Here is a 13936-nt window from a genome sequence, read left to right on the forward strand (position 1 = left end):
AATTTGACTATACCGCTGTGCCGAACTTGCTGTAAAACAGGGATATGGGGACAAACCATCCGTTCACAAGTCATGCAGTCAAACTAATTATGCAGATGGAATGAAAGAGCATCGACTATAACCCACTATCAGCGCACAAAAAACACTCAAACGAGGTTAATTACGGTGCATTTTTATGTAAGTCCCCACTTTATCAACTGTGTCGACCCAATAACCATTTTCTGGTGCTTGAAGGTAATGAATTAATTGTGACAGCACCTTGCTATCCACACTATAAAGTCCGTTTTCACCTACTTCGTGGCCTGCCAGGATGATCCATTTGTTGTCTTCGCGCAGTGTTTCTATCATCGTTTTCAACTCCTCAAAGCGCATACCATCCATGCGTATTCCTGTCAGTTGTGCAAAATCAGTGTAGATCGGATCGTTAGCCGTTTCATCGAGCCAGGTGCGCCCGGAGCTAAAGTGTTTGGCAATCAGAGGCACATAGCTTTTCACCTGAGCGCCGCGACCAACAAAGGTATTGCCACAGGGATAGGCAAAACTTTTTGGCTCTACACTGAGCTGGGCTTTCAAAAACTGGTTGGTTTTAAGAATGTCCTGTTCCAGCCAGGCAAGGTCCACCTGCTCCAGCCCTTTATCCTGTGCTCTCAGCCAGGCAAAGTTGCCTGTACACAAATGAGAGCGAGTATGATTGCCGAGTTCATGGCCCGTAGCCACAACTTTACGCCAACCGTTAAGGCGCTCTTGCATCGGACCGGGCATCACATAAAAGGTGGCCTTCACGCCATACTTGTCTAGAATCGGTACTCCCACATCTAGTTGACTTGCTCTGGCGTCATCAAATGTCAGACTCACAGCATACCGCGCTCCATTTGGGTAGCTAAATATATCAGCCTGTTGCTGGTCTGTGACCGCCTGAGTGGCGGCCTGAACCACGGTCAGACAAAGCATGCAGCTTAAGAGAATCAATGGTCGTATCATACTTGTCATACATCCCTCCACAAGAAAGATATAGTTTATATTTCAGTCAGAATTGTATTCTGACAAACCTGATTAGATTAAAAGACTTAAGGTTTTCTGAAGAAAGCTTATGGAGGGATTAACGTGATGAATTTGTTGTATAACATACCGGGCACCTAAGCCCGGTATGAGAACTCTTGCTATTTATTAGCCGCCAAAAAAGCCTTTCAACTTGTCTTTAAGCTTGTCTTTTACCGCGTCTTTGGCTTTGTCTTTAGCCGCGCCACTCAGGTCCAGCTTAGTTTCCACCTTATGGAATGGGCCCTTAATTCTGACTGGCACTTTAAAGCCGGTGCTGTCGTCCTGGCTCTGCTGACCTTCAATGGTATCAACAATGCCGGTAACAACCCGATAGTTCACAAAGGTTTTTGGTAAGTCAACTTCCCCTTCACCGGTAATGCGGATCAAAGGGCTTGCCAAATTCAGGTCACGGTTGCGGCCCACGCCGTTAAGAAACTGAAAGCTGCCAGTCAGTGCTGAGAAGTCCGTTTTCTGGTTTGGATCAAAGTCAGCATTGATGCCCTCAGAGACAGAAGAAAAGTTCCCTTTAAGCATCTCTTTGCCTTTACGTACCATTTCGGCCAGGTTGGCGCCTTTAATGCCCCCGTCTTTAAACTCAAACGCCAGCTCCCCGGCCAGCGCCGAGACAAACTGTTTCTGGCTCATCCCCCGGGTTTCCAGGTCCCAATTCAGGCTCCCTTTACCCAGCACCTTGTCAAAACCAATTGCATCAGTCAGAAGCGGTTCGGCATTGATATTATTAAGGGCAAAGTTGGTAGTGATTTGATACGGCTTAGTCGCAGCGTTGACATGAACCACCCCTTTACCACTGCCTTCATAAGCTGCAAACTTATCCATAGACAGTTTTGCTTTTCCCTTATTCAGTGCAACAGAAAACTGGTTAGTACCTAGCTTAATTTCTCTTGCACGCAAGCCACTGGAGCGGATCACCACCTTGGCGTCCAGCATATTCAGTGCCGACAAATCCATTTCGCTGTCGTCCCAGACAATAGGTTGAGGCTCACCCGGTGCGCTGTCTGGCTGCTTGGGTGCCTCAACCGGCTCTGGCAAATAAGGATTGAGATCCAGCATACCCAGGTCAACATCGGCCGTCACACCCAGACGTTCGCCGAGCTTAATCTCACTACGCCCCTGAATATCGAGCTTGTCCAGTTTGGCTTTTAATGACTGTAATGAGAATACATCATTGGCAAAACGCATTTCTCCTGCCACTTCGAACTGATTAAAAGCCTCTGGTTTGGCTTTTAAGTCAACCTTTTGCCATTGCGCAATGTCTTTTACTGAATCACCAGACAGCTTCAATGCACCGCTAAAAACTTGGCCCTGCTGCGCAATCAGACCATCAAAGGTCATATTTACCAGGCGCGATTCCAGCGCCTGTGCAAAACTAAAGTCTTTGCTTTCTATAGCCTTAGCTGGCGTATCAACCGTCATGTTAAGAGCAAATGTTTCTCCCTGAAAGGTGACTTTCCCATCCAATTCCAGCGCCTTATAAAGAGAGGGTAAAGTTATAGTGAGTGCCAATTCGGAAAGCGTATGACGCGCACCTGATGTTTCATCGGCGTAAATCAGCTCGCCACCATAAATAGCGACTTCACCAAGAGCGACATCAAACCCTGTTGGTAATGCCACTGGACCTGATGATGTCGGTGTTGGTTCTGCTGGCTGAGCCGAAGTAGTGCCCTTACCCAGAGCCAGTACCCAGTTGGCCTGGCCTGCGGCATTTTTCTCCAGTAGAATTTTCGGATTGCGGATCACGAACTGCTCCAACTTAAACTCTCCTGAAAGCAGCGAAACCCAAGGAATGTGCACGGCCAGCTGCTCCATCGTCAGCATGTGGGGCTGACTGCCACCAGGCATATTGTCAAAACGCACATCATTTAGAGTAATGTTCAGCCGCGGAAAAACACTGAGCTCGCTGTCACCTGCAATTGCCAGCTTACGGCCGGTATTCGCTTCGACCTGCTGCTCTAACTGCGCAATTATCGTGGAAGTCGGGATTAGCATCGGAGCGACAACTAAGGCAACCAACAGCAATAACACCAAAGCGCCTATCAGTTTGAGCACGCGTTTCATATCTCTTCCTTTAAAAATATTCAATGACTCATTCTATGATAGCGATTTGGTCGATAAATTCACCTTAACCCGGGAAGATTTTTCAATCTGGACTATCTCGCATTGCACTTGCGGGAGATCACGGTATGATCCACGCCCTTGTCAGTTTTACCGACCTTTCGCTAAACTGAATAGTCTGTATTTAACCCTCTAGTTGGAGAACCGCTGCGACATGAAGAAGCTGCTCATTTCACCGTCGAACATGGCTTTGGGCGAACAAGAAAGTCAGATTTACCAGAACATCCTGAAACAGGCGACCGAAATCAGTCTCAACCTGATGGCCGTAAAGGTCGAAAATCATCCGGAAGACTTTCTGGGATGGTGCTATGAGCTGTTGGATGTGGCAAAGAACCGTATTAATTTTGATCTGCTTGACGACCATCAATTGCCTATCGTGAAGAAGCTTCAGGATATGCTGATCAGTGCCATCAGCTTTTTGCAGCTAAAAACCTTACGTATTGCGCCCTGGCCTGTGATCTGTGAATTCATTCGTCAACGTGAGACAGAGTTGGCATTGGACGAGCAACTTAAGCTGATTGACTACCTGGCCCCACTGCGTGCGACTCCATTACAAGACATGATCAGCGAAGATCGCCTGGCGTTCAGTGGTAAGCATGCCGCCAGCCTGGATACCAGTGTGTATCAGTTTGATGTCGAGTGGTTTGCCTCAACAAAAAGTGCCAAAGGGTTCCATCAGTTACTCGCCGACTTACCCGGTGAGTTTGATACTGCACTAGCCCATATCCCACTGGAAGGCGAAGTAACAGCGCAGCATTATCAGGAGTTTGTAGTGGCTTACCTGATGGCATTTAGTCACAGCGATGAAAAACCGACTCTGGCACCCGCGACTCGCCTGTTGGCTATGCGTCGCCCGGATGTGTTCACACCACTGGTCAACAGTAAGCTCGACGCCCTGTGTCAAGCATTGGGGGTTGCGAAACTGACCAACCGAGATTTCGAACGCTACTGGCAGGACGTGGTTGTTACCATCAATAAAATGCCCTGGTTTACAACAGGTACTGCTGCAGACGACTCTGAAGCCCGTCTGCTTGCCATCAAGGCTTTACTGCCATGCCTGTTCTATTATGTAGACAAAGATACGCCGCAGAGCTCAAACTATTACAAACTACTGAACAAGCCCAAACGGACAACAAGCAGTGGTGGAACCAAAACTGCTCGTCGCTCCAAAGAGTCAGCAGAAACCCTGGTTGATCGCGCATTAAGTGACGACAGCATTCCGGAACATATCCGAGCCAAACGCGACTCCATTATTGCTGAAGTAGAAAAAGGCCGTAGTGTCGATGAAACCATTTCACTGATGCGTGCCATTTTCGGATAATTGCACCATTCGCTCAGATATTCGGGCAGCGTTCCTGCTGCCTGATTATTGTGCAACATAGAACATATCTGCACCAGCTGCGTGCATACTCAGCCCCGCTCAGGTCTACAAAAACCCACTCCAAGCTAAAACTATATTTATAAAAATCAAAAATATAAAACCAATAAAGCATAATTTATTCAATACTGGCTTAGCCATTGCAACCTCCCGCACGACAACTACTTGTGCTCCTGAGGACTCTACATGAATAATAAATACTCACTTTTCTGTGCAATTTCACTGCTACTTACCCATGCGCATGCATCCGCGGATAGTGCCGGCTCTGTCAGCGCCAACGTGGCTGCCAGCTCCAACTATTTCTGGCGCGGCATTACCCAATCGGATGATGGTGCCGCCATTTCAGGTGGGCTGGATTATGACAGCGGCACAGGCTTTTACCTGGGCACCTGGGCATCCAACGTGGATTTTGGTGATGCCGCCAGCACCAGCTACGAGTTAGATCTCTATGCGGGATTCAGTGGCGAGTTCAATCAAGTGAGCTATGACGTGGGCTATATTCACTATGCCTATCCGGACGCAGCAGGAAATATCGACTTTGGTGAACTCTACGCCTCTCTGGGCTGGGAATTTATCACCTTCAAACTGAGCCACCTGACTACCGCCCAGGATGATTCCACCGCAGAAGAAGACATGTTATATCTGGAACTGAACGCAGCATTTTCGGTATTCACAGAATCTGAACTGGGCCTGCATATTGGACGCTCCAGTGGTGATACCGTCATGGAATGGACGGGTGAGGATGATAGCTATATGGATTATGGCGTCAGTTTAAGCACCGGAGGGCTCACGCTGGGGTTAGTGAAAACGGACCTTGATGCCGATGATGACATCAAGGCTTATGTAAGTTATGCACTGGATTTTACGCTCTGAGTCCAGCTCCTCACTGGCCTAAGGCACACTATGACCAGTCGATGCCTGCCAGATACGATACCATTGCTCACGGGATAAAGTCAGCGTACGTGCCGCCACGGCCGTACGTACCCGCTCAATGTTACCTGTGCCCAATACCACGGACGGCTTACTTGGGTGCATTAACAACCAGGCATAAATCACCGCATCGATGCCACTGACACCCACTTCTTCAGCCACTTCACTGAGACAAGCCCGCAAACGCACCGCCTTGTCATCTTGTGATGCAAATAGGCGTCCCCCGGCCAATGGCGACCAAAGCATAGGAGGAATACCCAACTGCTGACACTGATCTAAGGTGCCGTCATCCAGCGCCTTCATCTCATAGGGCGAAAACTCGACCTGGTTAGTCACGAGCTTAAAATCAAGACGAGACTGCAGCAGATTCAGCTGAGAAGGAGTGAAGTTAGACACCCCAAAGTGCAGTACATCACCATTTTGCTTGAGTGTGTTAAACGCCTCAGCAACTTCGTCAGCATTCATCAGGTAATCAGGACGGTGGATCAGCAGTGTATCGATCCGATCTGTGCCAAAGTGCTGTAAAGACTGCTGCGCTGAGGCAATGATATGCGCTTTACTGGAGTCGTAGTGGTTGGCTTTACCCGCAAGCCCCTTACTCGCCAGAGCCGGGCGAATGCCACATTTAGTGATAATGCTGATCTGCTCGCGAACCGATGGCTGCAACGCCAGAGCACGACCAAAGGCCGCCTCACATTCGTACTGGCCGTAAATATCGGCATGATCGGTATCTCGCACCCCCAACTCTGTAAGCTGCTTCACAAAATCCAGAGTCTGGGCCGGGCTGTACTGCCAGTCCAGTAGACGCCAGAATCCGGCGACCAAATCGCCCATTACCTTGTTTGTCATAAAATTGTGCCTATGGTTGAACTCACTCTTTTCGCTTTTTCTGTGGCCAGTTCACAGCTTTGATCACGCGCCAGTGCAACCCCCATTCGGCGCCGACCCGCCACTTCCGGTTTACCAAACAACCGTAAGTCGGTATTCGCTTCACTAAGGGCCTCGGCGACCTGAGTAAAACTCAGTTGCTGTGACGTACCGTCGACCAGTATAACACTGGATGCCGACGGGCCGTGACACTGAATATTGGGAACAGGCAAGCCCAAAATGGCCCGAACATGCAGGGCAAATTCACTCAAATCCTGAGAGATCAGGGTCACCATGCCGGTGTCATGAGGACGTGGAGAGACTTCACTGAAATACACCTCGTCATCTTTGATAAAGAGTTCAACCCCGAACAGGCCTCGTCCACCCAGCGCCTCAGTAACCTGTTCAGCCATTACTTTGGCACGCGCCAAAGCTAACTCCGACATCGCTTGTGGTTGCCAGCTTTGCTGATAGTCACCATCCTGTTGCACATGTCCAATGGGCTCACAAAAGCTGGTGCCATTGATATGGCGGATGGTCAACAGGGTAATTTCATAATCGAAGTCGACAAAGCCTTCAACTATCACTCTGCCCTGACCTGCACGTCCCCCCTGCTGCGCATACTCCCATGCAGCCTCAAGATCAGCCTCACTGCGCACCACGCTTTGGCCTTTACCAGACGAACTCATAATAGGTTTGATCACACAAGGCATGCCTATCTCAGCGACCGCACTGATAAACTCCTGTTGTGTATCAACAAACCGGTAGGGCGACGTTGCCAAACCCAGTTCTTCCGCGGCCAGCCGGCGGATCCCCTCACGGTTCATGGTCAACTGCGTGGCTTTCGCTGAGGGCACAACGGTAAAGCCCTGTTGCTCCAGCGCCACTAAGGTGTCGGTTGCAATGGCTTCAATCTCGGGGACAATATAGTCCGGCTGCTCTTGCTCAATGACAGCTGCCAGCTTGTCACCATCGAGCATCGACAGAGTGTAGCTGCGATCAGCAACTTGCATCGCTGGCGCATGGTCATAACGATCCAGTACCACCACCTCAGCGCCAAGTCGTTTAAACTCAATCACCACTTCTTTACCCAGCTCGCCACCACCACACAATAAGACTTTGCATGACGTCGCACTAAATGGTGTCCCAAGAGGTTTTACTTTCATGACTTGATCCTTAATAACGTTCAACAGATTGGTACAAACAGTAGCACACTTTGCACTGGCAGCATTGCAAACCAGATAAACGAACCGCTTAGCTAATATCCACAATCGCAGTATAAGCAGGACCGTCGAGCAGGCTCAAAGTCAGCTCATCTTTGGATTGTAAAGCTCCTACCCCTTTGGGTGTGCCAGTCATAACGATGTCACCTGGTAACAAGGTAAAATATCGGGCACATGCCTTTAACAGGGTATGCAGGTTAAAAATCATCAGGCTGCTGTCTCCGCGCTGCTTTAACTGGCCATTTTGCCAAAATGCATAATGCAACACGCTGCTCTCACTCAATCCATCAACCGGCCTGAATGGTGTAAGGCTACAGCTGTTATCATACGCTTTCGCACATTCCCAGGGATGTCCCTGTTGCTTCAACTCAGACTGTAAATCCCTTAACGTCAGATCCAGCCCCGTGGCGATACCACTGATGTGCTCTAATGGTGCACTTGTATTGTGGTCTATCCGACTACCTACCAGAAGTACCAACTCAGCTTCGTAGTGATGCTCACCCAGTGTGCTATTAAGCCTCAGTGGTGATTGAAAGTGGCAGAACGCCGTCGCGGGTTTGATAAAAAGTAATGGGCTATCCGGTATCGGGTTATTGAGTTCTTTGGCGTGTGCAACATAGTTACGACCCACACACACCGCTTTACCAACTGGTAATGCAATCGACTCACCCGATTCCCATACATGCTTATACATAGTGACCTCCATTCAGAATTGAGCGGCTATTTTAGCGGATCCCAGTGCAGTAGCAGAGTGCTTGTCGCTAATGTTCAATATAACCAATAGGAATAACCTGCACATTTTTACTCTAGCCTGCAAAGGTAAAGTAAAATTGCCGTCAGACCATCGCTAGCTTTACATTGTGCCTGCACACTGAATGTCGGTCTGTTGCAAGGAAAACGCAGTCACGATATAACAAATTATAAACAAAAAAGATAAAGGTAAATCATGAAACAACATGCGAACGTGCCCCTCAACGACTTTATTGAATATCCACAGGAAGAGATGCTCAACCGCGCCACTGCATTTCTGGATGAAGCCAAACGTCGTCATACCATCCGCAGCTTTAGCGACCGTCCAGTACCCAAAGCAATTATTGAAGCCTGCATAAAAACCGCAGGCTCTGCGCCCAGTGGTGCTAACCACCAGCCATGGCATTTTGTTGCTATCCACAGCCAGGACGTAAAGCAGCAGATCCGAGCCGCTGCAGAACAACAGGAGCAGGCATTTTATGAAGGTCGTGCAGGTGAAGAGTGGCTCGATGCGTTAAAACCGCTGGGTACCGATGCAGACAAACCTTATCTGGAACATGCTCCCTGGTTGATCGCTATCTTCAGCCAGAAAAAAGGCGGTATCCACACGGAAGATAAAAATACTAACTACTATGTGCACGAATCCGTTGGCATTGCCACCGGTTTTCTTATTCAGGCCTTACACCATGCAGGCCTGGCGACACTGACCCACACCCCTAAACCCATGAGCTTTCTGACCGAAATCTGCCAACGGGATAAGGAAAATGAGCGTCCATATATGCTGTTAATTGCTGGTTATCCTGCTGAAGATGCCACTGTTCCGGAGCATGCCCTGGTTAAAAAGCCGCTTGAGGAGATTGCGACTTTTCTGTAGCCACAGGTAATGCCGTCGGTGACCCCATTACCAGGTGCTCACCGGCGAGCAAACCACTGACCACTTCAACCTCATCGCCATATTCATTGCCCAGACGAATAAACCGGCTCTGAACCTGCCCGTTATGCAACACCTCCACTTTGCTAAGCTGCCCATACTGTTGGACTAAAGATTTGGGGATCAGCACAGCTGGGCGAGGGGCGACTGGAAGCTTCAGCATTGCATACATTCCTGGGATCACTCCCTGCATCCACTGCATATCCAGCTTAACCGTAAAACTTCTCGCCCCACTATCAGCTACAGGCACCAGCTCACTGATGGTGGCGTACTGGGTTGCCTCTGCAGCCGGAATACTGATTTGGTGACGAGCGCCCACTGTCAGCTCCGTGAGCAAGCGCTCCCTGACCGACACTTCAACCTGCAGTTGTGCCGGGTTATAGATTGAGACTAACGGTGACCCAGGATTGAGCATGGCACCAGGTTCTTGCAAACGTGCCACCAGCGTACCCGAAATAGGCGCTTTGACCTGGGTATAACTCAATGCCACTTCTGCACCTCTATACTGCTGCTGCAGAACCGACTCTCTGGCTGTCAGCTCATTGACCTGAGTTTGCCACTCATCGACCTGATTATGCGCAACCAAACCTTTGAGCTGCAAAGCCTGCGCACGCGCCAGCTGTTTTCGTGCTTGCGTCAATTGTGCCAAGTTGGCCTGCTGCTGCGCCTTGACCGCTCGTAGCTGCGCACGCAGATCTGCATCATCAAGAGTTGCAATCAATTGTCCCGCCTGGATTGTGTCTCCGGAGCGCACTGTCAAACTTTTGAGCTGCGCCAGTACGCGGCTTGCAACAACCGTATTGTGTTTTGCGATCACACTGCCCGGGATTTCCTCAACATCGTGAACCAGCCGCTGCTCAACGACATGGGTAGTTAACTGAGGCGCAGGTGTCAGCCGCTTTTCTCCCGGTGGTGTCGCGCGATTAAACAGTCCGGCCATCCAGGCTACTGCGAGTAACAATAGCAGTATGGCCGCAATCGGGCGCAACAGGCGAATCTTAAACATGAGTAGTCTCCAAACTGTCAGAAATCGAGGTCGGGGCCGCTGCATCATCCGATGTTCTGAACACCAAATAATAAACGACAGGCACAACCAATAAAGAGAATAAGGTCGATGCGACGATGCCAAACATAATTGCCAGTGCCAGACCACTGAATACCGGATCCAGAATAATCACCAGGTTCCCCAATAAGGTCGTTCCCGCGGTCAGCAATACCGGTCGCATGCGCACACTACCTGCGCGGATCAGCGCCGCCTGAAGTGGCATGCCGGCTTGTCTTGCCTGAGTGATAAATTCCACCAGGATCAGAGAGTTTCTAACCACAATGCCGGCCAGTGCTATCATGCCAATCATAGCGGTAGCTGTGAACAGCACAGGATCTGGTGCTCCTGCGATAGTACGTTCTCCAAACTGATTCAGTGCCCAGAAGCCCGGCATAATCCCTATCATGGTCAATGGGATAGCTGACATAATGATCAGTGCCACTGCATTAGAAGCGGTCTGCCAACGGAGGATCACAAAGATAGCCGCGAGCGCAAAAGCAAAGGCAATCCCCATATCACGGAAAACTCGCACGGTGATCCGCCATTCTCCCTCCCCACTGAAGCGATAACTTGTCCCCTCTGGCAGCTGCCATGGCTGTGCGCCGCCACTACTGAGAAATGTTCTTTGCTGCCAGGGAATTGCCTGCGTGTCACTCTTTATGGGCATACTAACTTGCTGCTCATCGGCCACCACATCGGCAATCACCTCCGCAGGTGTACGGCCGTTCAACTCAGCAAAAACATAAATCACCGGTGCCAGGTCTTTTCGGTAAATCGCGGGTTCAACCGCCAGAGTATGAACTTCCCCTACCTCTGACAAAGCCACCATGGGCCGAGCCGCACGACTCAGGCCAAAGCCCTGTTGCTCCTGGGTCACATCACCGGAGCCTCGAATTTGGGTCGCGAGTAAGGCGGACCAGCGTTGACGGTCCGCATAGGCCAGCTGCAAGTTGATAGGTACAGGTTGCGCCTCACGCGGCTGATACAATAGTCCAGCCTGCATGCCCTGGCTGATCAGTGTCAGCGTTTGATTAATTTCAACGCTACTCACACCGGACATTGCAGCTTTTTGCTTATCAGCGACAAAGCGTTGCAGCGTGGCGGGTGCCGATAAAGATGTATCAACTTCCACAACATGTGCTTCCTGGCGCAAACGTGTCATCAATTGCAGCGCCGCTTCACGGTGCGTATCTGCTGAGACAAAAGGTTCAGCATACACTTCTGCTGTCAGGGTGCTCATCACAGGCGGACCCGGCGGCACCTCAACCACTTTCACCACCGTGCCATCACGATTAAACTCTGCCAATGCGCCACGCAGCCTCAGTACCACAGCATGGGACTGATGCACTCGCTCGCTTTTGTCCAGCAATAACACCCTCAGCTCTGCCAGATTGTCACTATGGCGACGATAATATCCGCGTACCATACCATTGAAATCCATACTCGAAGGCTGGCCCACATAGGCAGCAACAGCACTGACTTCATTGATCTGCCAAACTCGTTGCTGCACCGCACGTGTCAGGCGCGCAGTGGCTTCCAGACTACTGCCCTCTGGTAAGTCGATCAGCACCTGCACTTCGTTTTTATTGTCATAAGGTAATAGTTTAAGGGGGACAGCCCGAAACACCGGCAGGCTGGCACTCAGGACAAATAACGCCAGTACTGCCCATAACATCCCTTTAGCTCTGCGCGGCGAACGTAACAGTGGTGTAAGTAAGGCCGCATACCAATGATTGTCCTGGCTCGGCACAGCCGATGACTTAGTCGTCAGCAAGCGACTGGCAAGCCAGGGTGTGATAAAAAACGCCACAACCGTTGATATCATGACACTCACTGGCACGTTAAACGCCATCGGTGCCATATACGGCCCCATCATGCCGGTAATATAGGCCAGTGGCAGAAATGCCATCATGATAGTCAGCGTCGACATTAATAAGGCTGTCCGGATCTCCGTCATTGCCGTCACTATTTGCTGCTTTCGAGACTTACCAGGCAGCAAAAGGCGGCTAATGTTGTCGATGCCTGTAATGGGGTCATCCACCAGCAGGCCCAGTGAGAGGATCAACGCAAACAGCGTCACCCGATTAATGGTATAACCAAACGACCAGTCCAGTGCCAGGGTGATCCCATAACACACTGGGATCGCCAGACCTACCACAATTGCGGGTCGCCAGCCGAGAAAAACGCCGACAAAGATCACCACGGTCAGCACCGCAAAGACCAGACTAGCCATCAGGTCATTCACCTTCTCATCCGCTGTCTGTCCGTAGTCGCGTAGTACCTTGACCGCTACCTCAGGCGGCAGCAACTGGGTCTGTAAACGGCGCATCAGTTGGTGAACCTGTTCTGCTACTGCTACCGCATTACTGCCCTTTTGCTTTGCCACACTAATGGTGACCAGAGGTAATGACTGCTGTTCGTCATTGAGCGCAAGCCACTGATAATGCTCTGGCTCACCCGGGCCATCCTCAATGCGGGCTACATCTTTCAGTTTAACAGCGCGTCCGTTCACCACAGTGATCACTAATTCGCGTAAGGCATCAGAGGTGCGTAATACATCGCCAGCTTCCAGAACAATCTGCTTATTTCCTGCAACACGCTTCCCTACCTGCTGTAGCTGATTGCTGCTCTGAATGGCCTGTAATACATCCAAAGGCGTACTCTGGTGCGCCGCCAGAGCGGTTGCATCCAGCCATACGTTTAACGTCCGTTGCCGCCCTGCAATCACTTTAACTTCGCTGGTATCAGGGAGCTGCTGCAACTGCGTTGATATTTCCTGAGCAAAACGGGTTAAGTCATAATCATCGTATTGTTCGGGGTTTTCACTGTACAAGCCCAACATCACAATCGGTACATCGTCCACCTCAACCGGCCGGATCTGCCAGTCACTCACTACGCCAGCCATCTGATGCTCATTGGCATAGAGTTTTGTGTAGGTATTCAGGATAGCCTGCTCTCGGCTTTCTCCGACATGAAATCGTAATGTCACCACCGTATTGCCACTATTAGTGGTGGAATAGACATGCTCTACTCCTGGGATTTGTAATAGCAGCTTCTCCAACGGCGTCGTCACCAGGCGCACAACTTCCGGTGCCGCAATGTTAGGTGCCGCCACGTGAATATCGAGCATGGGCACGACAATCTGAGGCTCTTCCTCCCGCGGCATAAATTGCAGCGCCAGAGCACCCAGCACTATGGCAAAGAAGAATAGCAGGGCTGGCAAACGGCCAGACAAACTCTGATTTAGTATACGCTCCGTCAAGCTGGTCACTGTGCTCATGGGAGGTCCTTATCCGCGCAAAACAGCTGATAAAGCTGTGCCAGAAGCGCAAGAACTTTGTCATCCGCAATCCGATAATAGACGGTCGCCCCTTCCCGTCGCGATGCAACGACGCCGGCTTTTCTCATTGCAGCCAGATGCTGAGATAAGGCGGACTGAGCCAGCGGGACCTGGGCATTTAACTCACCCACACTGAGCTCTGTACTTTGCAAACTGCATAAAATCATCAGGCGATTCCGATTGGCGAGCATTTTAAGTAAAGCCTCAGCCTGTGCAGCGCTGTCGGCCATAGCGTGTAGATCCATACTTCCTCCCACAATGAGTCTGGGTGGAAGTATAAAACAAAACATTAGAAGTT

At 50.3% G+C, this 13936-nt stretch carries 11 protein-coding genes; 3 read left to right on the forward strand and 8 right to left on the reverse strand.

Annotated elements, in window-relative coordinates:
• Positions 1 to 156: 156 nt before the first annotated feature.
• Both ELR70_RS23605 and ELR70_RS23610 read right to left on the reverse strand, forming a co-directional pair.
• Positions 157 to 990, reverse strand: coding sequence for a polysaccharide deacetylase family protein (locus ELR70_RS23605; RefSeq protein WP_054017616.1), 834 nt, complete (start codon positions 988 to 990; stop codon positions 157 to 159).
• A gap of 177 nt (positions 991 to 1167) precedes the next feature.
• Entirely contained in the window at positions 1168 to 3117 is a 1950-nt protein-coding gene (locus ELR70_RS23610) for an AsmA family protein (protein ID WP_054017617.1), read from the reverse strand.
• A 211-nt stretch (positions 3118 to 3328) separates the two neighbouring features.
• Between ELR70_RS23610 and ELR70_RS23615 the strand changes: the two genes are divergently transcribed.
• Positions 3329 to 4495 (forward strand): hypothetical protein, encoded by a 1167-nt coding sequence (locus ELR70_RS23615; RefSeq protein ID WP_054017618.1) that lies wholly within the window; start codon positions 3329 to 3331, stop codon positions 4493 to 4495.
• A 243-nt stretch (positions 4496 to 4738) separates the two neighbouring features.
• On the forward strand, positions 4739 to 5425 hold the full coding sequence (locus ELR70_RS23620; protein WP_082353396.1) for a TorF family putative porin: 687 nt from the start codon (positions 4739 to 4741) through the stop codon (positions 5423 to 5425).
• Between the two features lie 18 nt (positions 5426 to 5443).
• Here the strand turns inward: ELR70_RS23620 and ELR70_RS23625 are convergent, their stop codons facing one another.
• From ELR70_RS23625 to ELR70_RS23635, 3 genes are all read right to left on the reverse strand, one after another.
• A complete protein-coding gene (locus tag ELR70_RS23625; protein WP_054017619.1) occupies positions 5444 to 6331 on the reverse strand; it encodes an aldo/keto reductase in 888 nt (295 codons plus the stop codon).
• Positions 6328 to 7515, reverse strand: a complete 1188-nt coding sequence (purT, locus tag ELR70_RS23630) for a formate-dependent phosphoribosylglycinamide formyltransferase (protein ID WP_054017620.1) — start codon at positions 7513 to 7515, stop codon at positions 6328 to 6330. The genes ELR70_RS23625 and purT overlap by 4 nt, the downstream gene beginning before the upstream one ends.
• Before the next feature lie 88 nt (positions 7516 to 7603).
• Complete coding sequence (locus tag ELR70_RS23635; RefSeq protein WP_054017621.1) at positions 7604 to 8266, reverse strand: fumarylacetoacetate hydrolase family protein; 663 nt, start codon at positions 8264 to 8266, stop codon at positions 7604 to 7606.
• Positions 8267 to 8518: 252 nt separating this feature from the next.
• Here ELR70_RS23635 and ELR70_RS23640 point away from each other — a divergent pair, with 252 nt between their 5' ends.
• Positions 8519 to 9196, forward strand: a complete 678-nt coding sequence (locus tag ELR70_RS23640) for a nitroreductase family protein (RefSeq protein WP_054017622.1) — start codon at positions 8519 to 8521, stop codon at positions 9194 to 9196.
• Here the strand turns inward: ELR70_RS23640 and ELR70_RS23645 are convergent.
• From ELR70_RS23645 to ELR70_RS23655, 3 genes are read right to left on the reverse strand one after another with little or no spacing between them, the layout of a single operon-like run.
• Positions 9159 to 10259 carry an efflux RND transporter periplasmic adaptor subunit gene (locus ELR70_RS23645; RefSeq protein WP_054017623.1) on the reverse strand — a complete coding sequence of 367 codons (1101 nt, stop codon included), beginning with the start codon at positions 10257 to 10259 and terminating at the stop codon, positions 9159 to 9161. The two genes, ELR70_RS23640 and ELR70_RS23645, sit on opposite strands and share 38 nt — an antisense overlap.
• Entirely contained in the window at positions 10252 to 13578 is a 3327-nt protein-coding gene (locus ELR70_RS23650; protein WP_054017624.1) for an efflux RND transporter permease subunit, read from the reverse strand. The genes ELR70_RS23645 and ELR70_RS23650 overlap by 8 nt, the downstream gene beginning before the upstream one ends.
• The gene (locus ELR70_RS23655; protein ID WP_054017625.1) at positions 13575 to 13883 is read right to left on the reverse strand and encodes a metalloregulator ArsR/SmtB family transcription factor; all 309 of its coding nucleotides are present in this window, start codon (positions 13881 to 13883) and stop codon (positions 13575 to 13577) included. The genes ELR70_RS23650 and ELR70_RS23655 overlap by 4 nt, the downstream gene beginning before the upstream one ends.
• Positions 13884 to 13936 lie beyond the last annotated feature (53 nt).

It is taken from the genome of Pseudoalteromonas sp. R3, from assembly GCF_004014715.1.
Taxonomy (GTDB): domain Bacteria; phylum Pseudomonadota; class Gammaproteobacteria; order Enterobacterales; family Alteromonadaceae; genus Pseudoalteromonas.

Coding starts and splice junctions, on each gene's coding strand:
- ELR70_RS23605 (WP_054017616.1), bottom strand. CDS start 990: ATGACAAGTATGATACGACCATTGATTCTCTTAAGCTGCATGCTTTGT.
- ELR70_RS23610 (WP_054017617.1), bottom strand. CDS start 3,117: ATGAAACGCGTGCTCAAACTGATAGGCGCTTTGGTGTTATTGCTGTTG.
- ELR70_RS23615 (WP_054017618.1), top strand. CDS start 3,329: ATGAAGAAGCTGCTCATTTCACCGTCGAACATGGCTTTGGGCGAACAA.
- ELR70_RS23620 (WP_082353396.1), top strand. CDS start 4,739: ATGAATAATAAATACTCACTTTTCTGTGCAATTTCACTGCTACTTACC.
- ELR70_RS23625 (WP_054017619.1), bottom strand. CDS start 6,331: ATGACAAACAAGGTAATGGGCGATTTGGTCGCCGGATTCTGGCGTCTA.
- purT (WP_054017620.1), bottom strand. CDS start 7,515: ATGAAAGTAAAACCTCTTGGGACACCATTTAGTGCGACGTCATGCAAA.
- ELR70_RS23635 (WP_054017621.1), bottom strand. CDS start 8,266: ATGTATAAGCATGTATGGGAATCGGGTGAGTCGATTGCATTACCAGTT.
- ELR70_RS23640 (WP_054017622.1), top strand. CDS start 8,519: ATGAAACAACATGCGAACGTGCCCCTCAACGACTTTATTGAATATCCA.
- ELR70_RS23645 (WP_054017623.1), bottom strand. CDS start 10,259: ATGTTTAAGATTCGCCTGTTGCGCCCGATTGCGGCCATACTGCTATTG.
- ELR70_RS23650 (WP_054017624.1), bottom strand. CDS start 13,578: ATGAGCACAGTGACCAGCTTGACGGAGCGTATACTAAATCAGAGTTTG.
- ELR70_RS23655 (WP_054017625.1), bottom strand. CDS start 13,883: ATGGATCTACACGCTATGGCCGACAGCGCTGCACAGGCTGAGGCTTTA.